The 24,808-nt window shown below is 73.5% G+C and carries 23 protein-coding genes; 11 read left to right on the top strand and 12 right to left on the bottom strand.

All coding sequences use genetic code 11. The features are described 5' to 3' along the window. Positions 1–101 precede the first annotated feature (101 nt). The 4 genes from trxA (at position 102) to QMC84_RS16315 (ending at position 1,867) form a co-directional block, all read left to right on the top strand. A complete protein-coding gene (trxA, locus tag QMC84_RS16330) occupies positions 102–506 on the top strand; it encodes a thioredoxin (protein ID WP_300376487.1) in 405 nt (134 codons plus the stop codon). After that, positions 503–898, top strand: coding sequence for a DUF302 domain-containing protein (locus QMC84_RS16325; protein ID WP_300376485.1), 396 nt, complete (start codon positions 503–505; stop codon positions 896–898). Before trxA ends, QMC84_RS16325 begins: the two co-directional genes overlap by 4 nt. Position 899: 1 nt before the next feature. Further along, positions 900–1,163, top strand: a complete 264-nt coding sequence (locus tag QMC84_RS16320) for a metal-sensitive transcriptional regulator (RefSeq protein ID WP_011753637.1) — start codon at positions 900–902, stop codon at positions 1,161–1,163. Between the two features lie 155 nt (positions 1,164–1,318). Then, positions 1,319–1,867: a TetR/AcrR family transcriptional regulator gene (locus tag QMC84_RS16315; protein ID WP_300376481.1), complete on the top strand. Its 549-nt coding sequence runs from the start codon at positions 1,319–1,321 to the stop codon at positions 1,865–1,867. Positions 1,868–1,884: 17 nt separating this feature from the next. Here the strand turns inward: QMC84_RS16315 and QMC84_RS16310 are convergent, their stop codons facing one another. Beyond that, positions 1,885–2,544, bottom strand: coding sequence for an SWIM zinc finger family protein (locus tag QMC84_RS16310; RefSeq protein ID WP_300376479.1), 660 nt, complete (start codon positions 2,542–2,544; stop codon positions 1,885–1,887). Next, positions 2,544–5,276, bottom strand: a complete 2,733-nt coding sequence (locus tag QMC84_RS16305) for a DEAD/DEAH box helicase (protein WP_300376477.1) — start codon at positions 5,274–5,276, stop codon at positions 2,544–2,546. The genes QMC84_RS16310 and QMC84_RS16305 overlap by 1 nt, the downstream gene beginning before the upstream one ends. 147 nt (positions 5,277–5,423) lie before the next feature. On the opposite strand from QMC84_RS16305, the gene QMC84_RS16300 reads away from it, so the two are divergent. From QMC84_RS16300 to QMC84_RS16285, 4 genes are all read left to right on the top strand, one after another. Further along, the gene (locus QMC84_RS16300) at positions 5,424–5,912 is read left to right on the top strand and encodes a glutathione peroxidase (protein ID WP_300376475.1); all 489 of its coding nucleotides are present in this window, start codon (positions 5,424–5,426) and stop codon (positions 5,910–5,912) included. Between the two features lie 98 nt (positions 5,913–6,010). Continuing rightward, on the top strand, positions 6,011–7,510 hold the full coding sequence (locus QMC84_RS16295) for a DHA2 family efflux MFS transporter permease subunit (RefSeq protein WP_300376473.1): 1,500 nt from the start codon (positions 6,011–6,013) through the stop codon (positions 7,508–7,510). Between the two features lie 389 nt (positions 7,511–7,899). Then, positions 7,900–9,855 (top strand): glycosyltransferase family 2 protein, encoded by a 1,956-nt coding sequence (locus tag QMC84_RS16290; protein ID WP_300376471.1) that lies wholly within the window; start codon positions 7,900–7,902, stop codon positions 9,853–9,855. Next, positions 9,852–11,168 (top strand): acyltransferase, encoded by a 1,317-nt coding sequence (locus QMC84_RS16285; protein ID WP_300376469.1) that lies wholly within the window; start codon positions 9,852–9,854, stop codon positions 11,166–11,168. Before QMC84_RS16290 ends, QMC84_RS16285 begins: the two co-directional genes overlap by 4 nt. Here the strand turns inward: QMC84_RS16285 and QMC84_RS16280 are convergent. Both QMC84_RS16280 and QMC84_RS16275 read right to left on the bottom strand, forming a co-directional pair. After that, positions 11,152–11,823 carry a hypothetical protein gene (locus QMC84_RS16280; protein ID WP_300376467.1) on the bottom strand — a complete coding sequence of 224 codons (672 nt, stop codon included), beginning with the start codon at positions 11,821–11,823 and terminating at the stop codon, positions 11,152–11,154. The genes QMC84_RS16285 and QMC84_RS16280 overlap by 17 nt on opposite strands. 155 nt (positions 11,824–11,978) lie before the next feature. Further along, positions 11,979–14,138 carry a DEAD/DEAH box helicase gene (locus QMC84_RS16275; protein WP_300376465.1) on the bottom strand — a complete coding sequence of 720 codons (2,160 nt, stop codon included), beginning with the start codon at positions 14,136–14,138 and terminating at the stop codon, positions 11,979–11,981. A 125-nt stretch (positions 14,139–14,263) separates the two neighbouring features. Between QMC84_RS16275 and QMC84_RS16270 the strand changes: the two genes are divergently transcribed. After that, positions 14,264–14,836 carry a hypothetical protein gene (locus QMC84_RS16270; RefSeq protein ID WP_300376463.1) on the top strand — a complete coding sequence of 191 codons (573 nt, stop codon included), beginning with the start codon at positions 14,264–14,266 and terminating at the stop codon, positions 14,834–14,836. A 117-nt stretch (positions 14,837–14,953) separates the two neighbouring features. Here the strand turns inward: QMC84_RS16270 and QMC84_RS16265 are convergent, their stop codons facing one another. The 4 genes from QMC84_RS16265 to QMC84_RS16250 form a co-directional block, all read right to left on the bottom strand. Continuing rightward, on the bottom strand, positions 14,954–16,903 hold the full coding sequence (locus QMC84_RS16265; protein WP_300376461.1) for a M13-type metalloendopeptidase: 1,950 nt from the start codon (positions 16,901–16,903) through the stop codon (positions 14,954–14,956). A gap of 133 nt (positions 16,904–17,036) precedes the next feature. Further along, positions 17,037–17,999, bottom strand: coding sequence for an NADPH:quinone oxidoreductase family protein (locus tag QMC84_RS16260; protein WP_300376459.1), 963 nt, complete (start codon positions 17,997–17,999; stop codon positions 17,037–17,039). A gap of 34 nt (positions 18,000–18,033) precedes the next feature. Further along, positions 18,034–18,411 (bottom strand): DUF5655 domain-containing protein, encoded by a 378-nt coding sequence (locus tag QMC84_RS16255; RefSeq protein WP_300376457.1) that lies wholly within the window; start codon positions 18,409–18,411, stop codon positions 18,034–18,036. A gap of 68 nt (positions 18,412–18,479) precedes the next feature. Then, a complete protein-coding gene (locus QMC84_RS16250; protein WP_300376455.1) occupies positions 18,480–19,706 on the bottom strand; it encodes a M15 family metallopeptidase in 1,227 nt (408 codons plus the stop codon). A 101-nt stretch (positions 19,707–19,807) separates the two neighbouring features. On the opposite strand from QMC84_RS16250, the gene purU reads away from it, so the two are divergent. After that, the gene (gene purU / locus QMC84_RS16245; protein WP_300376453.1) at positions 19,808–20,656 is read left to right on the top strand and encodes a formyltetrahydrofolate deformylase; all 849 of its coding nucleotides are present in this window, start codon (positions 19,808–19,810) and stop codon (positions 20,654–20,656) included. A gap of 184 nt (positions 20,657–20,840) precedes the next feature. Here purU and QMC84_RS16240 read toward each other — a convergent pair whose 3' ends face one another. From QMC84_RS16240 to QMC84_RS16230, 3 genes are all read right to left on the bottom strand, one after another. Continuing rightward, positions 20,841–21,107 carry a hypothetical protein gene (locus QMC84_RS16240; RefSeq protein WP_300376451.1) on the bottom strand — a complete coding sequence of 89 codons (267 nt, stop codon included), beginning with the start codon at positions 21,105–21,107 and terminating at the stop codon, positions 20,841–20,843. Between the two features lie 105 nt (positions 21,108–21,212). Then, complete coding sequence (locus QMC84_RS16235) at positions 21,213–21,395, bottom strand: hypothetical protein (RefSeq protein ID WP_300376449.1); 183 nt, start codon at positions 21,393–21,395, stop codon at positions 21,213–21,215. Between the two features lie 119 nt (positions 21,396–21,514). Next, positions 21,515–22,948: an MFS transporter gene (locus QMC84_RS16230; RefSeq protein WP_300376447.1), complete on the bottom strand. Its 1,434-nt coding sequence runs from the start codon at positions 22,946–22,948 to the stop codon at positions 21,515–21,517. Positions 22,949–23,177: 229 nt separating this feature from the next. Between QMC84_RS16230 and QMC84_RS16225 the strand changes: the two genes are divergently transcribed. Beyond that, positions 23,178–24,023 (top strand): GTP-binding protein LepA, encoded by an 846-nt coding sequence (locus tag QMC84_RS16225; RefSeq protein ID WP_300376445.1) that lies wholly within the window; start codon positions 23,178–23,180, stop codon positions 24,021–24,023. 91 nt (positions 24,024–24,114) lie between these two features. Here the strand turns inward: QMC84_RS16225 and QMC84_RS16220 are convergent, their stop codons facing one another. Then, on the bottom strand, positions 24,115–24,678 hold the full coding sequence (locus QMC84_RS16220; RefSeq protein WP_300376443.1) for a TetR family transcriptional regulator: 564 nt from the start codon (positions 24,676–24,678) through the stop codon (positions 24,115–24,117). Between the last annotated feature and the right edge of the window lie 130 nt (positions 24,679–24,808).

Raw genomic sequence — 24,808 nt, 5'->3', positions numbered from 1 at the left:
GGGATTCGGGCCATGTCCGGAATACCCCAGGGGGTATCCGCCGTTCGGAACCATAACACCCCGGGGGGTATCGTATTCCCGGGACGACCAGAGGAGAGCCCATGACCACCACCGCGCTGACTGCCGCGAAGTTCGAGGAGACCGTGACCGGGAACGACATCGTCCTGGTCGACTTCTGGGCCTCGTGGTGCGGCCCGTGCCGCCAGTTCGCCCCCGTCTTCGAGGCCGCGTCGGAGAAGCACCCCGACGTGGTGTTCGGCAAGGTCGACACCGAGGCGGAGCGCGAGCTCGCCGCGGCCGCGCAGATCACCTCGATCCCGACGCTGATGGCGTTCCGCGAGGGCGTGCTCGTCTTCGCCCAGCCGGGCGCCCTGCCGGCCCCCGCGCTGGAGCAGGTGATCGGCGCCGTCCGCGAGCTCGACATGGACGACGTCCGCGCCCAGCTCGCCGCCCAGCACCCCGAGCACGACCACGAGCACGACCACACCGAGGGGAGCGAGCTGTGAGCTACACGCTGAGCACGACGGTCGAGCGGCCGTACGACGAGACCGTCGCCGAGGTCCGCGAGGCGCTGGCCGACCAGGGCTTCGGGGTCCTGACCGAGATCGACATCCGGGCGACGCTGGCGGCCAAGCTCGGCGTCGACGTACCCCCGCAGGTGATCCTCGGCGCCTGCCGGCCCCAGCTCGCGCACCGGGCGATGGAGGTCGACCCCTCCATCGCGGCCGTACTGCCCTGCAACGTCGTGGTCCGCTCGGTCGGCGCGGACTCGACGGTCGTCGAGGCGTTCGACCCCGACGCGATGACCGCCCTGGCAGGCGCCGGCCTCGCCGAGGTCGCCGCCGAGGCGCGCGAGCGGCTGTCCGCGGCCCTGGCCGCCCTGACCGAGGAGCACTGACATGGAGCTCGACCCGCAGGAGATGACGCCGGTCATCAACCGGATCAAGCGCGCCCAGGGCCAGCTGGCCGGCGTACTGCGGATGCTGGAGGAGGGCCGCGAGTGCGAGGACGTCGTCACCCAGCTCGCCGCCGTCTCCCGTGCCCTGGACCGCGCCGGCTTCGCGATCGTCGCCACCGGCCTCCAGCAGTGCCTCACCACCGGCGACGGCCTGGACAGCCTGGACGCGAAGAAGATGGAGAAGCTCTTCCTCTCGCTCGCGTGAGGGCGGCCCCGCCGGGCGCAGGTTTCCCCGGGTACCCGGGGAAGTTGTCACTCTTCGGCCGAAACTTCGGCCTAGAAGTACTGGTTTCCCCGGGTACCCGGGGAAACCGACGCCAGGATCGACCCCCCGCGGTTAACGGGCACTAACCTGGACCCATGAGCCGCCGCGACCAGATCCTCGCGACCGCGGCCGAGCTGTTCGCGACGCACGGGTACCACGGGGTCTCGGTGGCCGACCTGGGGGCGGCGTGCGGGATCTCGGGGCCGGCGCTCTACAAGCACTTCCCGTCCAAGCAGGCGGTCCTGGCCGAGATGCTCGTGGCGATCAGCGAGGAGCTGCTGCGGGTGGGGACCGAGCGGGTCGCCGCGGCAGCCGGGCCGCGCCCGGCGCTCACCGCCCTGGTCGACTGGCACGTCGACTTCGCGCTGCGGCACCGGGCGCTGATCGTGGTCCAGGACCGCGACTGGGAGGCGCTGCCGCAGGAGGCCCGCGAGCGCGTGCGCACCCTCCAACGGGAGTACGTCGACCTGTGGGCCGGCCAGCTGCGCCTCGACGATCCCGGTCTCGACCTCGCGACGGTGCGGTCCATGGCGCACGCGGCGTTCGGCCTGATCAACTCCACGCCGCACAGCGGGCTGCTCCCCGACACCGCGATGCGCGACCTGCTCAGCCGGATGGCCCTGGGCGCGCTCGACGTCGGCTGAGAGCCCTCCGCCAAGCCTCAGCCGAGCGGGTCCGCCAGCAGCCGTGCGGCGTACAGGGCGGCCTCCACGGCCGCCTCGAGGTCCGCCTCGTCGTCGCCGTCGGGCTCGGCCACGCGGGTCCCGGCACGCTCGTGCAGCCGGAGCAGCAGCTCGTCGCGCGGCAGCCCGCGCAGCTGGAGCAGCACGAACGGATCCGCGTCGACCAACCACGCGAGCTGGTGGAGCACGGCGAGGGCGTGCACGCACGGGTCCACCCAGTGCTCGCAGGTGCACGACGAGCCCAGCTCGCCGCCGTAGGGCAGCAGCTCGACGCCGGCCTCCTCGGCGTGCTCGACCAGCCGGTGCGGGAGCTCGCCGGCCAGCAGTGCCGCGATCCGCCCGGACTCGGCGGCCACGGTCTCCACGAGCGCCGCGACGTCGGCGGCGCCGAGCACCGGCACCGTGCCCTCGACGGTCCACAGCCCGTGCCGGTCCTCGACCGCGGCGACGAACCGGCCCGGCTCGGTGGCGATCTGCCCCACCTGGCCGGCGCGCGCGAGGGCCCGGCTCGCCACCAGGTCGGCCTCGGCGTACGCCGCCTCGTCGACGGCCCGCACCCAGGCCTTGCCCCACCAGGTGGTCGCCCGCGCCATCGCGCGCCGGGGCGCGACCCGCGGGTGCAGCACGGTCGCGGTCATCAGTCGTCCCGGCGCAGCGCCACGAAGTCGCGCAGCTCGTCGTCGCTGAGCTCGGTCAGCGCCGCCTCGCCGCGGGCGAGCACCGCGTCGGCGAGCGCCCGCTTGCGGGTCAGCAGCTCGGCGATCTTCTCCTCGACGGTGCCGCGGGTGATCATCCGGTGCACCTGCACCGGCTTGGTCTGCCCGATCCGGTAGGCGCGGTCGGTCGCCTGCTCCTCCACCGCCGGGTTCCACCACCGGTCGACGTGCACGACGTGGTCGGCGCGGGTCAGGTTGAGGCCGGTGCCGCCCGCCTTGAGCGAGAGCAGGAACACCGGTGCCTCGCCCGCCTGGAACCGCTCGACCATCGCCTCCCGCTCGCGGACCGGGGTGCCGCCGTGCAGCAGCTGGTGGGGTACGCCGGCGCGCGCGAGGTGGCCCTCCAGCAGCCGCGCCATCGCGACGTACTGCGTGAACACCAGCACGGCCCCGTCCTCGGCGAGCACGGTGCCGACCAGCTCGTCGAGCAGGTCGACCTTCTCCGACCGGCCCGACAGCCTCGCCCCGGAGCGCTTGAGGAAGTGGTCGGGGTGGTTGCAGATCTGCTTGAGGCCGGTGAGCAGCGTCAGCACCAGGCCACGGCGCGCGACGGGGTCGCGGGGGTCGGCGCGCTCGATCCGCGCCATCGTGTCCCGCACGAACGACTCGTAGAGCACCACCTGCTCACGGGTCAGCCGCAGCGGGTGGTCGGTCTCGGTCTTCGCCGGGAGCTCCGGGGCGATCCCCGGGTCGGACTTGCGGCGGCGGAGCAGGAACGGCCCGATCAGGTCCGCGAACCGGTGGGCCGTGGCGGGCTCGCGGCCGGACTCGATCGGCGCCGCCCACGCCTTGCGGAAGGCATTGCGGCTGCCGAGCAGGCCGGGGGTGGTCCAGTCGAGGATCGCCCACAGCTCGGTGAGGTCGTTCTCGATCGGCGTGCCCGTGAGTGCCACGCGGGCCGCGCTCTCGATCGACCGGAGCGCCCGTGCGGTCGCCGTACGCGGGTTCTTGACGTGCTGCGCCTCGTCGGCGACCACGAGGTCCCACCGCACCGCGCCGAGCGCCTCGGCGTCGCGCCGCATCGTCCCGTAGGTGGTCAGGACGAACCCGGCGCCGGCGCCGCGCCGCTCGTCGCCGGGGAGGTCGCCGGGGAGGTCGCGGGCGCCGCCGTGGAACCGGACGACGGGCGTGCCGGGAGCGAACCGGCGAACCTCGGCCTCCCAGTTGCCGAGCAGGCTGGCCGGACAGACCACCAGGGTCGGGCCCCGGCGCCCGCGCTCGGCGCGGTGCAGGTGCAGCGCGATCAGCGTGACGGTCTTGCCCAGGCCCATGTCGTCGGCCAGGCAGGCCCCGAGCCCGAGCGAGGTCATCTCGGCGAGCCAGGTGAGCCCGTGCCGCTGGTAGTCGCGCAGCGTGGCCCGCAGCGCGGCCGGCGGCTCGACCGGCTCGCGGGTCGCGGCGGTGAGCAGCCGGTCCCGGACCTTCAGCAGCGACGCGCCGACGACGACGTCGTGCTCGCTCGGCTCGCCACCCGGGACTGCGATCTGGACCGTGCCGGTGAGCGCCGCGGCGACCGCCTCGGCCGGCCTGACGGTGCGGACCAGCCGCTTCTTCGCCTTCCGCGCGATCGCCGGGTCGACCACCGTCCAGGCGCCGCGCAGCCGCAGCAGCGGTGACGCCGACGTGGCGAGCCGGTCCATCTCCTCCGCGGTGAGCGGGTCACCGTGCAGCGCGATCTGCCAGTTGAACGCGAACAGCGCCTCGGTGCCGAGCACCGGCTCGTTGAGCGGCTCCTCCCGGGTCATCGGGGTGGCCCGGTCGAGGACCGTCGTGGCCGTGAGGTCGCGGCCGAGCGCCCGGGGCCAGAGCACGTCGACGCCGGCCGCGCGCAGCGCCCCGACGCCGTCGTCGAGCAGACTGACCAGCTCGTCGCTGTCCAGCGTGAGCTGGTCGGGCACCCGCAGCTCCAGCAGCCGGTCGAGCACCGGCCAGGCGTCGGCGGCGGCGCGGAGCGCGATCGTGGCGTGCGTGCGGGCGCGCTCCCCGAAGCCGTGCTCCTCGGGCGTCCCGGTCCACAGCAGGGCGAGGTCGCACAGGTGCAGCGGGTTCTGCTCGTCGTGCGCCTGCGGCACCAGGCGTACGGCGCCCGCGACCAGCTCCTCCTCGTCGGCCTCGACCCGCAGCGAGACCGTGACCAGCTGCGGCAGGTCGCGCGCGTCGACGCGCTGGTGGCGCGCCAACCGCGCCTGGAGGCGCTCCTCGAACGTCGGTCGGCGCTCGCGGGAGACGGCCCGGCCCGGCTGGGCGCCGGACTGGGTGCCGGGCTCGACGCGGGGCTGGGTGCGGGGCATCGCGTCCGCGACCGCGTCGAGCAGGTCGCGGACCAGCTGCTCGTCCTCGGGGCGGGTGCGCGCGAGCATCGCGATCCGCTGCTCGTCGTCGGCGTCCAGGCCCGCGACCCGCCACGCGGGCGGGCTCCCCGCCGGGGCGAACTTGCCCGCGGCGACCAGGCGCAGGGCGAGCAGCGCGGCGCCCGACAGCACGCCGACGCTCGGATGCAGGTCGTCGCGCGAGCGGGCCTTGGTCAGCACCGGCAGCGCCGCCCGGATCGGCAGGCTCACCGTGCGCCGGTCGTCGGTGAACTCGACGACCCCCTCGCGGGGCGGATCGGCGACCCGGAACGTCGCCGGCCCGGTGACCGGGACGAAGCTCATCCGGCGCTCATCCGGCGCTCATCCGTCGCTCATCGGGCGCCCACCCGCAGCCGCACCAAGGTGCGTCCGGTCTCGTCGGCTGGTCACGGTGCGACCGTACTCGGAGACGCCGACCGTCCTGCTCGGGCCGCCACGTAGCCTGGCCGCATGAGCATCCTCGAGGCAAAGATCGCCCGCCTGGACGGGACCGCGAGCACGCTGGGCGAGATCACCGGCGGCCGGCCGGCCCTCCTCGTCAACGTCGCCAGCAAGTGCGGCCTGACCCCGCAGTACGCCGGGCTCGAGGAGCTGCACGAGCAGCACGCCAGTCACGGCTTCACCGTGGTCGGCCTGCCGTGCAACCAGTTCCGCGGGCAGGAGCCGGGGACGGCCGAGGAGATCGCCGAGTTCTGCTCCGCGACGTACGGCGTGACGTTCCCGATGACCGAGAAGATCGACGTCAACGGCGAGGACCGCCACGAGATCTACCAGGCCCTCGTCGACACCCCGAACGAGTCCGGCGAGAGCGGCGACATCACCTGGAACTTCGAGAAGTTCCTCATCGACGGGACCGGCCGGGTACTGGCCCGGTTCAGTCCCGGCGTCGAGCCCGGTGACCCGCGCCTGGCCGCCGCGGTGCAGGCCCAGCTGACCTGAGCCCACCGGCACCTTGCACTCCGCTGGTGATCGAGCGCACACCAGCGCCAGCCGAAAGTAGGGTGCGGCCGTCGAGGGGTCCCACCTAGCCTCGTCCGGTGACCGAGACCCAGGACGAGAACACCGCCCAGGCCCCAGCCACCGACGCCCCTCCCGAGGGCCTCGACCGCCGGGTGCTGATGGTCGCCGGCGTGGTCGTGCTCGGCGCGATCATGTCGATCCTCGACATCACGGTCGTCTCGGTCGCGCTGCAGACCTTCCAGCGCGAGTTCGACGCCACCTCGGCCGAGGTCGCCTGGACGATGACCGGCTACACGCTGGCGCTGGCCAGCGTGATCCCACTGACCGGCTGGGCCGCCGACCGGTTCGGCACCAAGCGCCTCTACCTGCTCGCCGTCCTCCTGTTCACCGCCGGGTCCGTGCTGTGCGCGGCCGCCACGTCACTGGAGATGCTGGTGACCTTCCGAGTGCTGCAGGGCATCGGCGGCGGCATGCTGATGCCGCTGGGCATGACGATCCTGACCCGGGCCGCCGGCCCGGAGCGGGTCGGCCGGGTGATGGCGGTGCTCGGCATCCCGATGCTGCTCGGCCCGATCTTCGGCCCGATCCTCGGCGGCGCGCTGATCGACTCCGCGAGCTGGCACTGGATCTTCCTGATCAACCTCCCGATCGGGATCGGCGCCCTGGCCTACGCGGCCATCGTGCTGCCGCGCGACCACGTCGAGCCGTCGGAGACCTTCGACTGGCTCGGCATGCTGCTGCTCTCACCCGGCCTCGCCGCGTTCCTGTACGGCGTCTCCTCGATCCCCGGGGCTCGCGACGAGCACGGCACCCTCTGGACGACCGAGGTGGTCGCTCCCGCGCTCGTCGGCCTGCTGCTGATCGCCGCCTTCGTGCCCTGGGCCCTCAACCACCGCAACCTCCACCCGCTGGTCGACCTGCGGCTGTTCGGCAACCCCACGATGACGGCCGCCGTGCTGGCCATGTCGCTGTTCGCGATCGCGTTCTTCGGCGCCAGCCTGCTGTTCCCGCTGTACTTCCAGTCGGTGCGCGGCGAGGACGCGCTCGGCGCCGGTGTGCTGCTGGCGCCGCAGGGCATCGGCGCGATGATCACGATGCCGATCGCGGGCGTGCTCGCCGACCGCATCGGTCCCGGCAAGATCGTGCTGACCGGCATCGCCGTGATCACGGTCGGCATGGGCATGTTCACCCAGCTCGACCAGGGCACGTCGTACGCCTACCTCCTCGCCGCCCTGTTCGTGATGGGCCTCGGCATGGGCGGCACGATGATGCCGATCATGTCCGCCGCGCTCGCGACGCTGCGCGAGCACACGATCGCCCGCGGCTCCACGCTGATGAACATCGTCCAGCAGGTCGCCGCCTCCATCGGTACGGCGGTCTTCTCGGTGCTGCTCACCAACGGCACCATCGACCTCGACCCGACCGACCCCGTCGGCTTCGTCGCCGGCCTCGCCGACGCGTTCGCCCACGTGTTCGTGGTCGCGACGGTCATGGTCGCGCTGGTCCTGGTGCCGGCGTTCTTCCTGCCCCGCCGCAAGGTCGTCCCGGCCGACCCGACCCTCGGCGCCGGCCACTAGCCGCCTCGGACCAGCACCCGCCCGGCGATCGGCGGTTACTAGAACGCGTTCTACTCCGGGTCCACCTGAGAGCGACGTGAGAGTTCGGTGAGCGCGCGGGCCGTTGAGCGGGCCCCGGCGCGTGACGGCGGTCTCGTGACGCGAACCACCCCGGCCTCGGCTTGCAATCGCGGGCCCGACCTCGACACGGTGGAGGACGAGCGCGACTCACGCAGCGCGCCTTTCCTACGGTCCCGCCGACCGCCCGGCGAGCACCCGCCGACCGCCCGCCGAGCACCCGCCGACCTACCCCTGCGCACCGCCAGGCCCGGCCGCGCCGGCGTCGTCCGCCCGCGCACCCACCCGCCGACCCGGGACGTGCGCGTCCGCCCGAACCGAAAGGTCCCGCCGTGTCCCTCACCCTCGACCGCCGCTCACCGACCGCGCCCGCGCACGGCCGGGTCGGCTCCCCCGACGAGGTCGTCTCGTCACCGGTCCACAGCCGGTTGGTCCTGCCGCGCCCTCAGCGTCGCGAGATCGTCGCGGTCATCGACCCGGTGTGGGCGCTGCCCGGCAACGACGTCACCACCCGGATCCGGCCGCCCGCCGAGGTGGTCCGCGCGGCCGCGGAGCGGTTGACCCGCTTCCTGCAGCCCGGCGAGCTGGTCGCCGCGACCGGCGACGACCGGCTCACGCTGCGGCTGCGCCGCGAGGACCGCGCGGCCCGGCCGGCGCGGCTGCAGGAGATGGCCTACCACGCCGTCGAGGTGCTGGACGCCCTCGCCGACCGGGACGACCCGGCGGGCGTCGTCGACCTCGGCGTCGGCTGGGCGCACATCTCCCGCAAGCAGGACCCCGCGCAGGCCGAGCGGCATGCCGCCGACGCCGCGGCGGAGTCGGTGCGCGAGCGCGACCTGCAGCCCCGCCTCCAGGGCGCCCACGTGCGCCGGCGCCGCCCCCGGGTCAACCTCTGGACCGCCGGCCGCCAGGTGCTGCTCGCGACCGTCGGCGTCGCCGTCGTCCCGTTCCTCGCGCTCGTGGGGCTCTACAGCCTTGGCCTGGACCTCTCCGGCGTCGTGTACTGGACCCTGGTCACCGCACTCGCCGGCACGGCCGCACTGATCTGGGCCGAGTGCTCGCACGCCGTCGACCCCGAGCTGCCGCCGGCCCCGCCGGACGCGCCCGCACCACGCGCCACCGCCGTGATCGCGGCGTACCTGCCCAACGAGGCGGACACGATCCTCGAGACCGTCGAGCAGTTCCTCGCCCAGGAGTACGCCGGTGGCCTGCAGGTGGTCCTCGCCTACAACACCCCGGTCCGGCTCGCGGTGGAGGAGGACCTCGCCGCGCTGGGCGCGCGGCACCCGGACCTGCTGGTGCTCAAGGTCCCCGACAGCACCTCGAAGGCGCAGAATGTCAACGCCGCGCTCCGGGTCGCCGACGGCGAGTTCGTCGGCATCTTCGACGCCGACCATCACCCGATGCCGGGCGCGTTCGACCGTGCCTGGCGCTGGATCGCCGACGGCGCGGACGTCGTGCAGGGGCACTGCGTGATCCGCAACGGCGCCGACTCGGCGCTCGCCCGGCTGGTCGCCGTCGAGTTCGAGCAGATCTACGCCGTCGCGCACCCCGGGCGCGCCCGGCTGTTCGGCTTCGGCATCTTCGGCGGCTCCAACGGCTACTGGCGTTCCTCCGCGCTCGAGCGGATCCGGCTGCGCGGCTCGTTCCTCACCGAGGACATCGAGGCGTCGGTCCGGGTGCTCGAGGCGGGCGGCCGGATCGTCAACGACCCCGGCCTGGTCAGCCACGAGCTCGCCCCCGAGACCCCGCGCACGCTGTGGAACCAGCGGCTGCGGTGGGCGCAGGGCTGGTTCCAGGTCTCCTGCCGGCACCTGTGGACAGTGCTCCGCTCGCCGGTCCTCACCGTGCGCCAGCGGCTCGGCGTGCTCTACCTGCTCGGCTGGCGGGAGGCCTACCCCTGGGTCGCGCTCACCGCGTGGCCGCTGCTCGGCTTCTACGCCTGGCGCGACGGCGGCCTCGACCTCAGCTCGCCGATGTTCCTGCTGCTGACGCTCTTCACGACGGTCTCCGGCCCGCTGCAGACCGCGGCGGCGTGGCGGCTGGCCGCTCCCGACGTACGGCGGCACCGCCGCTGGTTCGTCGGCGCGGCGCTGGCCAACCTCCTCTTCTACACCGAGCTGAAGAACGTGGTGAACCGGGTGGCCCACCTCAAGCAGCTGCGCGGCGAGCGGCGCTGGGTCGTCACCCCGCGCAGCGCCGCGAGCACCGGCAGCACCGGCAGCACCGACCCGACCGACACCAGCGACCCCGGCGACCGACGCAGCGATCTGGAGGTGACGGCATGACCGGGTCCGGCACGTCCACCCTGACCCGCGAGCAGACCGACGCGGTCAGCGCCCCGACCGCGCCCGCCGGCGCCGGCCGCCGCCCGCAGTACCCGCTCGGGTGGCTGCGCGGGCTGGCCGCGCTCTGCGTCGTGGTCTTCCACGCCTATCAGCACAACCGGACCGGGCCGGAGTCCGCCTGGCCCTGGTCGGGCACCGCCCACCAGCTGATGCTGGGCACCGACCTGTTCGTGGACATGTTCTTCGTCCTCTCCGGGCTGGTGCTGTGGCTCCCGGTGGCCCGGGCCTGCGCCGACGGCGCCGCCGGCCGGCCCGGCCGGGTGCTGCTGCTGCGCCGGATGGCGCGGCTGTTCCCGCTGTACGCCACGATCGTGCTCGTGGTCTGGGCGGTCACCAACCCCACCCTGCCCGGGCACTGGCAGGACCTGGTGACGCACCTGACGTTCACGCAGATCTACAGCGACCAGTACATCTTCTGGACCGACGGGCCCGCTTGGTCGCTGGCCGTGGAGTTCCACTTCTACGTGCTGATGGCGCTCGCGGTCCCGCTCGTCAACCGCGCGGTGCGCGGCCGCGAGAGCCGGCCGGCCCGGCTCGCGATCGCCTCGGCGCTGCCGGTCCTGTGCGCGGCCGTCGGGGTCGGCTACCTGCTCTGGGCCACGGTGCTGACGACCCAGGACCCCGAGAACTGGTCGGTCTGGTACTCCGCGCCGTCGCGCGGCGTCGACTTCGCCCTCGGCATGGGCCTGGGCGTGCTGGTCGCGGCCGGGGTCCGGCTGGGCCGCAGGTCGCGGGCGGCCCTCGGCCTCGTCGGCCTGGTGGCGCTCGGCGTACTCGTGCTGAGCCGGCCCTTCGACGTACCGGCCCTCAGCGAGTGGTGGCACCCGCTCTACTCCGCGGCGGTGGCGACGCTGCTGGCCGGGATCGTGCTGCACGAGGGTCCCTGGTCGCGGGCCTTCGAGTGGCGGCCGCTGGCGTTCGTCGGCTCCCTCGGGTACGGCGTCTACCTCATCCACGAGCCGGTGATGCGGCTCCTGGGCTCGCACGGGCTGCTGCCCGAGGCCCGGTCCGGCTCGTTCTTCCTCTGGTCCGCGGTGCTGGTCGCCGTGCCGAGCACGGCGCTGGCCTGGCTCAGCTCCCGCACCGTCGAGGCGGCCGGGCTGCGGCTGCTGGCCACGATGGACCGCTCCGGGCGGCCGCGTGACTACTACGAGCACTACGTGCTCGATGACCTCGACGCCCTCGACGACAGCTCGGAGGCCAGGGGCGCGGCCGGCGGGGCGGAGAGCCGCGCGGTCAGGGCCGGGCGCTGACCCGTTCGGCCAGCCGGGCGGCCGCGCGCTGCACGACCTCGGCCAGCTCGGGGTCGGCAGCCGCGCGCTCGGGGACCTCGCCGCCGAGCAGCCCGGCCGGCCGGGTGAGCCACGCCCACGCCTGCCACGCATCCATCCGGGCGGCGAGCAGCGGCTCGAGCACGGGCCCGAGCTCGGGCCGCAGGTTGCCCTCGGGGGTCAGCTGGAAGGCGGGCACCAGGGTGCGCTCGTCGACCGCGACCACGAGCAGTCGGTGCTCGCCGCCGGCCTTGTGCACCGCGAACCGGGTCGCGTCGACGGAGGTGCCGCGCAGCTCGGCCAGCGACTCGTAGTCGTACCAGGGGCTGTCGACCAGCTCCTGGCGCACCCGCGCCCGGCGGGCGATCTGCACCAGCTGCACCGGTACGGCGTGCTGCGGGTCGGAGCCCTGGCTGCGCAGCAGCTGCTCGAGATCCTCGAGCTGCACGCTGGTCATCGGCAGGCCGGTGTTCGGGTCGGTCCACGCGACCCGGCCCTGCTCGTCGCGCTCGAAGGTCGGCAACCCGGCCGCGGCCAGGTGCGCGCCGAGGCCGAGCTCCTCGAGCCAGGCGGCCAGCCGGTCGCCCAGCTCAGCGGCCCGGTGATCGTCGTCCTGCCGGCCGTCTTCGTGGGTCATGCGACCAGCCTGCCGCACCGGGCTCAGCGGGACGCGGCCAGGGCGTCGTCGAGGAACCCGACGACCCGCCGCGACCAGCCCTCCGGGTCGGTCCGCAGGCCCTGCCACGCTAGGAACGGCGTGGTGGTACCGCCTCCCCGGCGACCCGACCGGGGCTACGTGGTGGTGGCGAGGACCAGCGGCCGGACCTCCGCGGCGCCGGCCCGGCGTACGGCGCGGGCGGCGAGCGTGAGCGTCCACCCGGTGTCGGTGCGGTCGTCGATGAGCAGCACCCGCAGTCCGTCCAGCGGCTGGTCCGCCTGCTGCTGCTCGGCCTGCTGATCGACCTGCTGATCGACCTGCAGGGCGAAGCGCCGTCCCACGGCGGCGACCCGCTGTGCCGAGTTGGCGGCGCCCTGCCCGGGGACCACGTCCGGGTTGACGATCGCCCACCGGCCGAGGACGGGCACGCCGAGGTGGCGGGACAGCCCGGCCGCCAGGTCGGCGGTGAGGCCGGGCCGGGTCTGCGACTCGACGACCACGATCGCGTCGACCGGGGGCCGCCAGTCGCCGAGCACCTCGAGGACCGCGCGGACCAGGGGCACCGGCACCGGCCCGTCCGGGGTCGCGGGCGCGAAGAGCTGGCGCAGCGCCTGGCCGTGGCCGAGGTCGGTGAGCCGGGCCACCGCGCGGCCCTCGTCGGCGCCCTCGGCGATCTTGCCCTTGAGCTCGATGCCGAGATTGGCCAGTGCGGTCGGCCACATCTTGCGCGGCGCGACGACCACCCCGGGCCGGGCCAGCCGCGCGCCGGCCTCCTCGAGCGCCGCGGCCGAGACCTCCGCGGAGAGCGCCAGCCCGCCGCAGTTGTCGCAGCGCCCGCACTCCTCGGCATCCGGGTCGTCGAGCTGGTCGCGCAGGAAGCGCATCCGGCAGGCGTCGGTGGCGATGTAGTCGAGCATCGCCTGCTGCTCGCGCTGGCGCGCCTCGGTGACGCGGCGGTAGCGGTCCTCGTCGTAGGACCACTCGCGGCCGGTGGACTCCCAGCCGCCGCGGACGCGGCGTACGGCGCCGTCGACGTCGAGCACCTTGAGCATGGTCTCGAGCCGGGTGCGGTTGAGGTCGACGTAGGTCTCGAGGGTCGCCGTGCTCAGCGGGCGGCCCTCGGCGGCCAGCACCTCGAGGGTGCGGCGCACCTGCTCCTCGCGCGGGAAGGCGAGGGACGCGAAGTAGGCCCAGATGTCACGGTCCTCGATCGCCGGCAGCAGCACGACCGTCGCCTCGCTCGTGCCGCGCCCGGCGCGCCCGACCTGCTGGTAGTAGGCGACCGGCGAGGGCGGCGCCCCCATGTTGACGACGAAGCCGAGGGTCGCGTCGAAGCCCATGCCGAGGGCGCTGGTCGCGACCAGCGCCTTGACCCGCCCCTCGACGAGGTCCTGCTCGAGCGCGTGCCGCTCGGTGGTGTCGGTCTGCCCGGAGTAGGCCGCCACCTGGTGGCCGCGCGAGCGCAGGTAGTCGGCGATCTCCTGGGTGGCGGCGACCGTCAGGCAGTAGATGATCCCCGACCCGGGCTGCTCGGCGAGGTGGTCCGCGAGCCAGGCGAGCCGCTGCTCCGCGGTCCGCAGCCGGACCACCCCGAGCCGCAGGGACTCGCGGTCGAGCGAGCCCCGCAGCACGAGCACGTCGCCCATCGAGCCGTGGCCGGCGCCGAGCTGCTCGGCGACGTCGGCGGTGACCCGGGAGTTGGCGGTGGCCGTCGTGGCGAGCACCGGGATGCCGTCGGGCAGGTCGGCGAGGAGGGTGCGGATCCGGCGGTAGTCGGGGCGGAAGTCGTGGCCCCAGTCGGAGATGCAGTGCGCCTCGTCGACGACCAGCAGCCCGCAGGTCGCGGCCAGCCGAGGCAGCACCTCGTCGCGGAAGCCGGGGTTGTTGAGCCGCTCGGGGCTGACCAGCAGCACGTCGACCTCCCCGGCCGCGATCGCCTCGTGGATCAGCTCCCAGTCCTCGATGTTGGTGGAGTTGATCGTGACCGCACGGATGCCGGCCCGCTCGGCCGCCGCGATCTGGTTGCGCATCAGGGCCAGCAGGGGCGACACGATCACAGTCGGGCCGGCACCCTGCTCGCGCAGCAGCAGCGTCGCGACGAAGTAGACCGCGGACTTGCCCCAGCCGGTGCGCTGCACCACGAGCGCGCGGCGGCGGTGCACGGCGAGCGCCTCGATCGCGGCCCACTGGTCCTCGCGGAGGACCGGGTCCGGCTCACCGGGCCGCGGCCCGACGAGCGCGCGCAGGTGCGCCTCCGCGCTGCGGCGTACGTCGGTCTCGGCAGGTGCACTCACTCGACCCTGTCTACCAGCGGGGTCGGACAACGCCGTTCGCGGACGCGTATCTGAGGTCACCCGTCCCTCCTCCTCAGGTCCGACGCGGCTCGTACGGGCGGGCCGCCCCACCAGCAGGAGCACCGATGAGCAACCAGCGCACCCTCGCCTTCGCCGCCGTCGCCAGCCTCGCCACCCTCGGTCTGGTCGGCGGTGCCACCACCACCAGCACGGCCAGCTCCGACCGGCCCGCTCCCCCCGTGGGCCAGCGGGTGGTCGCCAAGGCCACCGCCCCCGTCAAGTGCGACGGCGGCGCCCTGAAGAAGCTGAGCACCCGGCTCTCCGCCGATCCGTTCTCGTTCGCCGGCACCGCCGGGGCGGACGTCGCGGTGACCGGCGCCCAGGTGGCGCTCACCGGGCCGCCGAAGGGGACCGACACCGTCCTGGTCACGTTCACCGCCGAGACCTACTACACCGGCAGCGGCTGGATGAGCCTGGAGCTGCACAAGGACGGCGTGCCGGCCGCGCCGTACGCCGACAACGGCAGCCCGTTCGCGTTCACCTCGGAGGCGAGCTACCACGGCGACTCCGCCCAGTTCTGCACCAGGATCGGCAAGGGCACCCACATCCTGGCGATCCAGGCCAGCACCACCGGCAACTCGAGCACCGACTCGGGCTGGATCGACGACTGGACGATGTCGGTCCTGCGCTTCGAGTGAGCCGGTGCCGCTTCCGCGGCCGGCTGCCGGCCTGGTCGGAGCCGCGGGACGTCATGCGGGCGGAGCCGCAGGTAGCACCCCCCGCATGACCTCCCGGAGCGCTACGGCGAGCCGCGGCTACCAGATGCGGACGCGGTCCTCCGGGTCGAGCCACAGCCCGTCACCGGGGGCGGTGCCGAACACCTCGTGGAACTCGTCGAGGTTGCGCACGATGTTCGCGCGGAACTCCGCCGGCGAGTGCGGGTCGATCGTGAGGTACTGCTGCTCCTGCTCCTTGCGCCGCTTGGTCCGCCAGCAGTACGCCCAGTTCAGGAACACCTTGCGTCGGTCCTCGGTCGGCGCGCTGCCGCCGCGGGCGATCAGGTAGGCGGTGTGCCCGATGGTCAGCCCACCGAGGTCGCCGATGTTCTCGCCGACCGTGAGCGCGCCGTTGACGCGCTCCCCGGGCAGCGACCGGGGCTCGAAGCCGTCGTACTGCTCGATCAGCGCCTTCGACTTCACCTCGAAGGCCGCCTTGTCGTCCGGGGTCCACCAGTCGTGCAGGTTCCCGCTGCCGTCGTACTGCGCCCCCTGGTCGTCGAAGCCGTGCCCGATCTCGTGGCCGATGACAGCACCGATGCCGCCGTAGTTCTCGGCGTCGTCGGCGTCCGGGGAGAAGAACGGCTTCTGGAGGATCCCGGCAGGGAAGCAGATCTCGTTGGTGCCCGGGTTGTAGTAGGCGTTCACGGTCTGCGGCAGCATGAACCACTCGTCGCGGTCCACGGGCGAGCCGATCTTGGCGAGCTGCCGGTCGGTCTCGAACGCGGAGGCGGCGGCGACGTTGCCGAGCAGGTCGTCGCGGCTGACCCGGAGCGCGGAGTAGTCCCGGAACTTCTCCGGGTAGCCGATCTTGGGCCGGAACGTCTCGAGCTTCTCGTACGCGCGCTGCTTGGTCTCCTCGGTCATCCAGTCGAGCCGGGAGATCGACTGGCGGTAGGCGGCCAGCAGGTTCGCGACCAGGTCGTCCATCATCGCCTTGGAGTGCGGCGGGAAGTGGCGGGCGACGTACTCCTTGCCGACCGCCTCGCCGATCGCGCCCTCGACCAGGGCGACCCCGCGCTTCCAGCGGGCGCGCAGCTCGGGCGTGCCGCTGAGGGTGCGGCCGTAGAAGTCGAAGTTCGCCTCGACGAAGTCGTCGGTGAGGTAGGCGGCCGCCGCGCGCAGGACGTGCGCGAGCAGCCACTCACGCCACTCGTCGAGCGGGACCTCCTCGAGCACCGTCGAGAGGTGGGTGAAGTACGACGGCTGCCGCACGCACACCTCCGCGAGCGTCTCCTCGTTGCCGCCGAGGTTCGTCACGTAGGCGTCCCAGTCGAAGGCCGGGCCGAGTTCGACCAGCTCGGCCTTGGTCAGCAGGTTGTAGGTCTTCTGGACGTCGCGGGTCTCGGCGCGCTCCCAGTGCCCGGCGGCCAGCCGGGTGTCGATGGCGAGCACGGTCGCGGCTGCGGCCGCCGGGTCGGGGTGCTCGCCCAGGCCGAACAGGGTCGTGAGGTAGGCGACGTACTTCTCCCGGATCTCGGCGAACTTCTCGTCGCGGTAGTAGGACTCGTCGGGCAGCCCCAGCCCGCCCTGCACCAGGTTGAACAGGTAGCGGTCGGAGTCCTTCGAGTCGGTGTCGACGTAGGACCCGAACATGCCGTGCCCGCCGATCCGCTCGAACTCCCCGAGGAAGGCCGCGAGGTCGCGGACGTCGCGCAGCCCGGCGACCGCCTCGATCAGCGGCCGGACCGGGCGCAGGCCCTTGCGCGCGATCGTCTCGACGTCCATGAACGACGCGAACAGGTCCCCGATCTTGTGGGCGTCGTCGTCGACCGGCTCGCCGGCGGCGACCTGCCGCGCGAGGTCCTCGATGATCTCGTGGACCTGGGCCTCGGCGATGTCGGCGAGCTGGACGAACGGTCCCCAGCTGGACCGGTCGGCCGGGATGTCGGTCTCGTCCAGCCAGCGGCCGTTGACGTGGCCGAACAGGTCGTCCTGGGGCCGGATCGAGGGGTTCATACCTGCCCGGGCGTCGTCGAGAATGCTCACGGCGACGACAGTAGCCGCAGGGCGGCCGGGCATGCCTCGGGTGCGCGCCCAGCCCGTCGTCGAGAGACGTAAAGTGGCTGCTCCGGACGCCGGAACCCAGCCACTTCACGTCTCTCGACGGGAGACCCGCCGGCTACCGGACCCGCACGACCGACTTGCCGAGGGTGCGGCGCTCATCCATGTCCGTCAGCGCGCGGGCGACGTCGTCGAGGTCGTACGTCGCACCGATCGGCGGCTTGACCACCCCCGACTCCAGCATCGGGAGCAGCTCGGCCCACTGCTCCTGCATGTAGCCGGGCCGGGTCGTCGCGAAGGCGCCCCAGCCGACGCCGCGGACGTCGACGTTGTTGAGCAGCAGTCGGTTGACCCGGACCTCGGGGATGCCCTGCCCGGAGGCGAAGCCGACCACCAGCAGCCGGCCCTGGGTCGCCAGCGCGCGCAGCGAGTCGGTGAACGCGCTGCCACCGACCACGTCGACGACCAGGTCGACGCCGCGTCCGTCGGTGAGCTGGAGGACGGCGTCCTTGAAGCCCTCGAGCAGTACGGCGGCGTCGGCCCCCGCCGCCCGGGCGACCTCGGCCTTCTCCTCGGTGCTGACGACGGCGATGGTGCGCGCGCCGTACCCCTTCGCGACCTGGATCGACGCCGTCCCGACACCGCCGGCCGCGCCGTGCACCAACACCGTCTCGCCGGCCCGCAAGCCCCCGCGCTCGGCGAGCGCGAACTGCGCGGTGAGGTAGTTCATCGGCAGCGCCGCGCCCTCGTCGAACGAGACGTGGTCGGGCAGCGCGAAGGTGAACTGCGCCGGGTTCGAGACCAGCTCGGCGGCGCCGCCGTACCCGTTCACGCCGGCCACCCGCTGGCCCGGCTCGAACGGCCCGCCGCTGACCACGGTGCCGGCGAAGTCGGCGCCGAGGGTGAACGGGACCTCCGGCTTGAGCTGGTACTCCCCCTTGCTCAGCAGCAGGTCCGGGAACGAGATGCCGACGCGGTGCACCTCGACGAGCACGTCGTCGGGTCCGGGCGTCGGTTCGGGGACGTCGCGGACGACGACGTCGGTGGGACCGGTGGTGTCGATGACCTGGGCGGCGCGCATGGGCCCGAGGCTAGTGCCCCCGGGACCGGCGGGCTCAGTCCCGGGGGTCGCCCGCCCGGTCGTAGGCCTCGTGCAGCCAGCCGAGCAGCTCGGGGTCCAGGTCGGTCGCCGGGTCGATCAGGTCGACGTGGTGCACGACGTCCAGCGCCGACGTGCGGACGGTCTGCCTGACCCGCGGCGAGGCGAGCTCGTGGTCGAGCGCGAAGCTCAGCACGACGTCCGCCGCGGGGTGCCGCAGGTACGGGCGCGGGTTCCAGAGCCACGCGAAGCCGCGGCCCCGCCGGAAGCCCAGCTGGCTGCGGCCGACCCGCTCCTCGCAGCCTCCCCACGCGGCGAGCGTCTCGTGCACGATCCGGTACGCCGCCAGGGCGGCCTCGTCGGCGCCGAAGAGCTCCGCGGGCGTCCGCGGCACCGGACCGCTCGCCCGGCCATGCACCCGGTCATGCACCCGGCCATGCACCCAGCCATGCACCCAGCCGCTCACCGGGGCTGCACCAGGCGGTTCATCTCGAAGTGCATCGGGTCGGTGTAGGCCCAGTCGCCGCCCCAGGTGAAGCCCCAGTGCTTGAAGATCGCGACCACGCCGCGGTCCATCTGGCCGACGGTGCCGCGCTGGTTGCCGGGGACGTTGAGGTCGAGGGCGAGGCCGAACGCGTGGTTGGAGAGCGTGGTCGTCCCGGCGATGAAGCGCGGGTAGTAGCAGCCGGCGTACTCGCCCGGATGGATCTGGTCGGTGAGGCCCTGCGCGATCACGTCGCGCAGCGCCGCCTCGAGCTGGGGGAACATCAGCCGGTTGCAGGTGACGCTGCCGAGGATCGGGACCGTCTTGGTCGCGATGTGCGAGGCGACCCACGCCGGGTCGGGGGCGATCCGGCCGCCGGCGAGGACGGTGTAGCGGAACGTACCGATGGCGTCGGCGATCGAGCCGACCACCACGACCGTCTGCACGGCGCCCGGGTCGAGGCCCTCGCGGGCGACCACGTCGGTCATCTGCGGCGCCGCCCCGGTGCCACGCAGGATCCGCTGGATCGGCTTGCGCAGCGTCTCCGGCGAGGTCCCCCCGGTGCGGATCAGCAGCGCGTTGCCCTCGGTCATCCCGAGCGTGGGGATCCAGGTCTCGTTGACGACCGCGTCGACCAGCCAGGACTGCTGCGCGTAGGCGCCGACGTGCACCTCGGGCGCATCCTCCGCGCTGCCGAGCTTGAGGAAGCCGTCCTCGTCGATCGGGGCCCGCTTCTGCAGCGCCGGCCGCAGCGCCAGCTCCCCGCCCGCGACCCGGTCCCAGACGTCGTCCGTCTTGGCGCTGTCGGCGTTGGTGACGAAGTTGCGGTACGTCGCGGGGTCGACCGCGGCGATGCTCAGGGCGCGGTTCTCGACGACCACCTGGACCATCGAGACCTGCTCCACGTCGACCACGCCGTCGAGCCGCTCGATCGCGCGCACCCGGCCGGGGGCGATGGTCTTCGACCCGGAGGCGACGATGTCCGGCGGTGAGATCAGGCCGGTCCGCCGGCCCGGTGGGTCGACAGCATGGGCGGGGTCGAGGGCGGGCGACGCGGTCTGGCCGCCAGCGGCCGCCGTCGCGGTCGCGGAGCCGCTCGGCGCGGGGTCGCCCCGCTCGGACGAGCCGGTGCAGCCGGCGGTGAGAGCACCGAGGAGCGCGCCGATTCCCAGCACCGCCGTACCCCGCGCGCGCCCGACTCGCATCACATCCCTCCCCGGTCAGGGTACGTCGTCGGGCGGCGCCGCCGGTCCGGTCGTGCGCCCGCACGGTGCGGGCTCCCCACCGCGATGGGAGACTGTCCCCCGTGTCCGAGCTCGTGCTGATCCTGTCCTGTCCCGACCGCCCCGGCATCGTGCACGCCGTCACCGGGTTCCTGGTGGAGCGCGGCGCGAACATCACCGAGAGCCAGCAGTTCGGCGACCCGCTCAGCGGCCGGTTCTTCATGCGGATCGCCGTGGACGTGCCCGGCGCCGTCGACGCCGCCACCCTGCGCACGGAGTTCGCGCCGGTCGCGGAGGAGTTCGAGATGCGCTTCGACGTGCACGACGCGGCGGCGCCGTACCGAACGCTGATCCTGGTCTCGAAGGACCTGCACTGCCTCAACGACCTGCTGTTCCGCACCAGCACCGGGTCGCTGGGCATCGAGGTGCCGGCGATCGTGTCGAACCATCCGGACGCCGCGGCGATGGCGGCGTCGTACGGCGTTCCGTTCCACCACGTCCCGGTCACCCCGGACACCAAGGCGCAGGCGGAGGAGCGGCTCCTCGAGCTCGTGAGCGAGCTCGACGTCGACCTGGTCGTGCTCGCCCGCTACATGCAGATCCTCTCCGACGGGCTGTGCCGCGAGCTGTCCGGCCGGGCGATCAACATCCACCACTCGTTCCTGCCCAGCTTCAAGGGCGCCCGGCCCTACCACCAGGCGTTCGACCGCGGGGTCAAGCTGGTCGGCGCGACCGCGCACTACGTGACCAGCGACCTCGACGAGGGCCCGATCATCGAGCAGGACGTGATGCGGGTCGACCACACCCACCACCAGGAGCAGCTTGTCTCGGCCGGCCGCGACGTCGAGGCGCAGGTGCTCTCCCGCGCGGTCCGGTGGCACGCCCAGTCCCGGGTGCTGCTCAACGGCCACCGCACCGTCGTGTTCCGCTGATCGGGCGGGGCACGGTCGATCGAGCGGCGCACCGCTGATCGAGCCTGTCGAGATCCCCGCCGCCGACGCCCGACGCCGACGCCGGGCCTCGCCGCCCTGCCTCCGCTCCCGGGGCTTCGAGGCTCAGGTGCCAGCACGCCGCCGGACCTCGACGACCGGTGGCGTCCCGGATGAGCCTGATCGCTCAGGCGGTCCAGCGCACCGCCTCGGCGGCCAGGTCGGCCGCGCCGTAGACGCCGGCCAGGTCGGGACGCCGGGCCATCAGGTCGACCAGGTCCCGGACCCGGGCGGCCGCGCGGACCTCCTTGGCGACCGCGTCCGGCAGCTCCCCGGTGCGCCGGACCTGGTGCGGCTCGGTGCTGAGCGTTCTCGTCGCCGGTCTCGTCATCGGTGTCATCACCGATGTCGTGCCCGTCGTTTCCAGCGTCGTGGCCGTGATGGTGGCCGTCATCGTCGCGTCTCCTCCCCGTGGTGTCGGTGCCGGCCTCCCGCGGTGAGCGCCGGGGCGGCCCGACCGGGCTAAGTCTAGCGACCTAGTCCGGTAACCGTCAGGCGGTCAGACCGACCAGCGGATCGCCTCGACGGCGACGTCGGCCGGCGTGTAGACGCCGACCAGGTCGGGTCGCCGCGCCATCAGGTCGACCAGGTCCGCAGGGCGGACGGCGACCCGACGCTTGCGGGCCGAGGGCACCGTGGTCGGTCGTGCGTGCCGCTCCGGCGCCGCCAGCGTCGTGGCCATCTCGACTCCCTCCCGGGATCGGTCCCGTCGGGACCTCGTACCCATCCCGATCGGCGTCACACCGACGCTCCTGAGGCTTCCCCGACGGGTGCGGATGCGAGTCTCCGCTCCGTGGCCCGCTAGCCCTCGGCCCGTGGCGCAGCGGACTCGCCGATGCCCGGGTCGCGGATGGTCAGCCACGACCCGGCGCCGCCCAGGGCGAGCAGCGCGGCGCAGACGAGGGTGGCCGAGTCGTAGGCCGCGTCGAAGACCACCGGGTCGGCGTACTCCTCACCGCGCAGCCCGACGACGGCCGGGAGCGCGGCCACCGCCAGCAGCGAGCCGGCGCGGGCGACCGCGTTGTTGACGCCGCTCGCGATGCCGGCGTGCTCGTCGGCCACGGCGGCGAGCACGGTCGCGGTCAGCGGCGCGACCATCAGCGCCAGCCCGAGCCCGAAGACCGCCAGCCCGGGGAGGACGTCGCTCCAGTACGACGACCCGGCGCCCACGCGCAGCAGCAGCAGGGTGCCCGCGGCCATGACCAGCGGGCCGACGGTCATCGGGATGCGGGGTCCGATCCGGCTGCCCAGCCGGCCGCCCTGCGAGGCGAGCAGCAGCATGCAGATCGTGATCGGCAGGGTCGCCAGGCCGGCGCCCAGCGCGCCGTACCCGGTCACGGTCTGCAGCTGCAGCACCAGGAAGAACAGCACCGCGCCGAGCGCCGCGTAGACGACCAGCGTCATGGCGTTGGCGGCGGAGAACGTGCGGTCGGCGAAGACGCCGAGCGGCAGCATCGGATGGTCGCTGCGGCGCTCGTCGACGACGTACGCCGCGGCCGCGACGACGGTGACGACCACGGCCCAGGGTGCGAGGGCGCCACCCCACTCGATCAGCGCGTAGGTCAGGCCACCGAGGGCGAGCGCGGCCAGGACGGCCCCGAGGGCGTCGAAGCGCCGCGGGGCGTCCGGGTCCAGCGTCTCGGGGACCGCACGCTGGGCGACGACGACGGTGAGCGTCGCGATCGGCAGGTTGACCAGGAAGATCCAGCGCCAGCTCGCGTACTGCACCAGCGCGCCGCCGACCAGCGGCCCGAGCGCGGCCGCGATGCTCGTGAAACCCGACCAGGAGCCGATCGCCTGCGCACGGTCGTCCCGCACGAACGCGCCCTGGATCATCGCCAGGCTGCCGGGCGTGAGCAGCGCGGCGCCGACGCCCTGGAGGATCCGCGCGACGATCAGTGCCTCCGGGGTCGGCGCGACCCCGCAGGCCAGCGAGGCGACCGCGAACCACACCGTGCCGACCACGAACACCCGCCGCCGGCCGAACCGGTCGCCCAGCGAGCCGCCCAGCAGGATCAGGCTGGCCAGCGAGAGCAGGTAGCCGTTGGTGATCCACTGCAGCTCGGCGAGCGAGGCGTCCAGGTCCTCGCCGATGGTGCGCAGCGCGACGTTGACCACGGTGCCGTCGAGCATCGTCATCCCCGAGCCGAGGACCGCTGCGAGGACGACGGCGCGCCCGGTCGACGTACCGAGTCGGACGCCATCGGGTCCGGCCAATCCGGCGGGGTCGCCCACGACGAACACCCTAGGAGACTGACGGACAAGACGGGCGACCGCGCGCGGCGACCGGTGCGTGCGGTGGCCAGGCCGCCGAGGGAAGTCGTGGCAGCGTCACGTCGACCGAGGCGAACGCCGCCAACGCGCCACCGGTCGTCGCGTAGCCGCGCGGATTGTTCGGCAGGCTCCTACGAGATCAGGGGAATCCCTGATGTAGGCAACCCGCACCCCCACCTAGGATCCTGCAATGTCCCGTGCGTCAACCACCGAGGCGCGGCTCCACGACCACGTGGACCGCCTCGGCCTCGAGCACCCACCGATCGATCTCGACACGGTGGACCTCACCGTCCGGCGTCCCGACCTGCTCGCCGACCGGTTCGGCCACGTCCTCGACTACATGGCGCGGGTCGAGCTCGAGGTCGACCGCAACGTCCTGGAGCTGACCACGCTGCTGCCCACCCCGCCGGAGATCGACCGCCGCTTCTACGCCGAGGTGTGGCAGCCCCAGGAGATCCAGCACGGGCTGATCCTCGACCGGCTCCAGGTCCACCTCGGGCGCCCACCGGCGCAGACCGACCTGACCTCGGTCGGCGTGAAGATGAAGGTGCTGGGGGCGCTCGCCCACCTCGACCCCTTCCAGGACGTGTGCCGGATGCTCTACTACCTCACCGGCATGGCCACCGAGCGGTCGGCCGTCCTGGCCTACAACCTGCTCCACGACGGCGTCGTCGAGCTCGGCGAGCGCGCGGTCGCCGAGACGGTGATCGCACCGATCCGCCGGCAGGAGCCGGGCCACTACGCCTTCTACCAGCTCTCCGCCCGCGGGCTGTGGGCCGAGCTGGCGGGCTGGCAGCGCTGGCTGGTACGCCGGATGCGACGCTTCTCGTTCGCCCCCGTCGGGGCCAACGACGCGGTCCAGGCGGCGGACTTCGGCGCGGTGATGCGCACGCTCGGGATCGACCGCGACACCGACGGCTTCGCCGAGCAGATCTCGCGGGTCGAGCGCGACCTGCTCTGGGCCCACCGCCGCGGCCTCAAGGTCCCGCCGTACGTCACCCGCGCCTTCCGCGACGCCGCGGAGCGGGCGGCCTAGCGGCCGGTGTCGGTTTCCCCGGGTACCCGGGGAAACCAGTACTCCTAGGCCGAAGTTTCGGCCGAGAAGTGCAGGTATTGCCTGAACGGGTCTACGCCCGCAGCACCCGGGCGGCGATCCAGGCGATGTCGTCCGCGGTCCCGTCCGGGCTGCCCGAGGGCTGCATCACGTGGCTGAGCACGACCCGGACGACCATGTCGATAGCCGCCTCCAACCGCCGGCCCTCGAGCCCGAGCTGGTACGGCGTCAGCCGGTCGGCGACGACCAGCTTCGCCGCCGTCAGCAGCGACTCGGCGTGGGTGGTCAGCAGCGGCAGCAGCTCGGTGTCCGCGCCGTGCGTGGCGGAGACGACGGCGTGCAGGAGCCTGTTGTCCTGGGCGAGCTCGAGCACGCCGGCCGAGGCCGCCCGGACGGCGCCCACCAGGTCGTCGGGGTGCTGGTCGAAGGCCGCCGAGACGACGCCCAGGAAGCGGTCCAGCTCCTGGTGGATCATCGCCTCCGCGAGACCGGGCTTGGTGCCGACCTCGTTGTAGACCGTCTGCCGGCTCACGCCGACCCGCTCGGCGAGGGCGGCCATCGTGACCCGCGACCAGCCCGCCTCGACGGTCATGGCGACCGCCGCGTCGACGATCCGCGAGCGCGTGGTCGGGGGCACCACCCGAGTCTAGGAGGCGGCCGCCTCGGCTCTCGGCGGCGGCCGGCCCGCCCCCTGCCGGCGGCTGTCGCGGCGCTAGGTGTACCCGGCCATCAGGTTGGTAGCAGGCGGCTGATCGGCGGCTTGCCTC

It is taken from the genome of Nocardioides sp., from assembly GCF_030019515.1.
In the GTDB taxonomy this organism is placed as follows: domain Bacteria; phylum Actinomycetota; class Actinomycetes; order Propionibacteriales; family Nocardioidaceae; genus Nocardioides.
The sequence above is the reverse complement of the archived record's forward strand: the minus strand, read 5'-3'. Positions and strand labels throughout refer to the sequence as shown.

What these genes read in the sequence shown, in the direction of transcription:
- trxA (WP_300376487.1), top strand. Translation starts at nt 102, where the DNA reads ATGACCACCACCGCGCTGACTGCCGCGAAGTTCGAGGAGACCGTGACC.
- QMC84_RS16320 (WP_011753637.1), top strand. Translation starts at nt 900, where the DNA reads ATGGAGCTCGACCCGCAGGAGATGACGCCGGTCATCAACCGGATCAAG.
- QMC84_RS16315 (WP_300376481.1), top strand. Translation starts at nt 1,319, where the DNA reads ATGAGCCGCCGCGACCAGATCCTCGCGACCGCGGCCGAGCTGTTCGCG.
- QMC84_RS16310 (WP_300376479.1), bottom strand. Translation starts at nt 2,544, where the DNA reads ATGACCGCGACCGTGCTGCACCCGCGGGTCGCGCCCCGGCGCGCGATG.
- QMC84_RS16305 (WP_300376477.1), bottom strand. Translation starts at nt 5,276, where the DNA reads ATGAGCTTCGTCCCGGTCACCGGGCCGGCGACGTTCCGGGTCGCCGAT.
- QMC84_RS16300 (WP_300376475.1), top strand. Translation starts at nt 5,424, where the DNA reads ATGAGCATCCTCGAGGCAAAGATCGCCCGCCTGGACGGGACCGCGAGC.
- QMC84_RS16285 (WP_300376469.1), top strand. Translation starts at nt 9,852, where the DNA reads ATGACCGGGTCCGGCACGTCCACCCTGACCCGCGAGCAGACCGACGCG.
- QMC84_RS16280 (WP_300376467.1), bottom strand. Translation starts at nt 11,823, where the DNA reads ATGACCCACGAAGACGGCCGGCAGGACGACGATCACCGGGCCGCTGAG.
- QMC84_RS16270 (WP_300376463.1), top strand. Translation starts at nt 14,264, where the DNA reads ATGAGCAACCAGCGCACCCTCGCCTTCGCCGCCGTCGCCAGCCTCGCC.
- QMC84_RS16260 (WP_300376459.1), bottom strand. Translation starts at nt 17,999, where the DNA reads ATGCGCGCCGCCCAGGTCATCGACACCACCGGTCCCACCGACGTCGTC.
- QMC84_RS16250 (WP_300376455.1), bottom strand. Translation starts at nt 19,706, where the DNA reads ATGCGAGTCGGGCGCGCGCGGGGTACGGCGGTGCTGGGAATCGGCGCG.
- QMC84_RS16240 (WP_300376451.1), bottom strand. Translation starts at nt 21,107, where the DNA reads ATGACGGCCACCATCACGGCCACGACGCTGGAAACGACGGGCACGACA.
- QMC84_RS16235 (WP_300376449.1), bottom strand. Translation starts at nt 21,395, where the DNA reads ATGGCCACGACGCTGGCGGCGCCGGAGCGGCACGCACGACCGACCACG.
- QMC84_RS16225 (WP_300376445.1), top strand. Translation starts at nt 23,178, where the DNA reads ATGTCCCGTGCGTCAACCACCGAGGCGCGGCTCCACGACCACGTGGAC.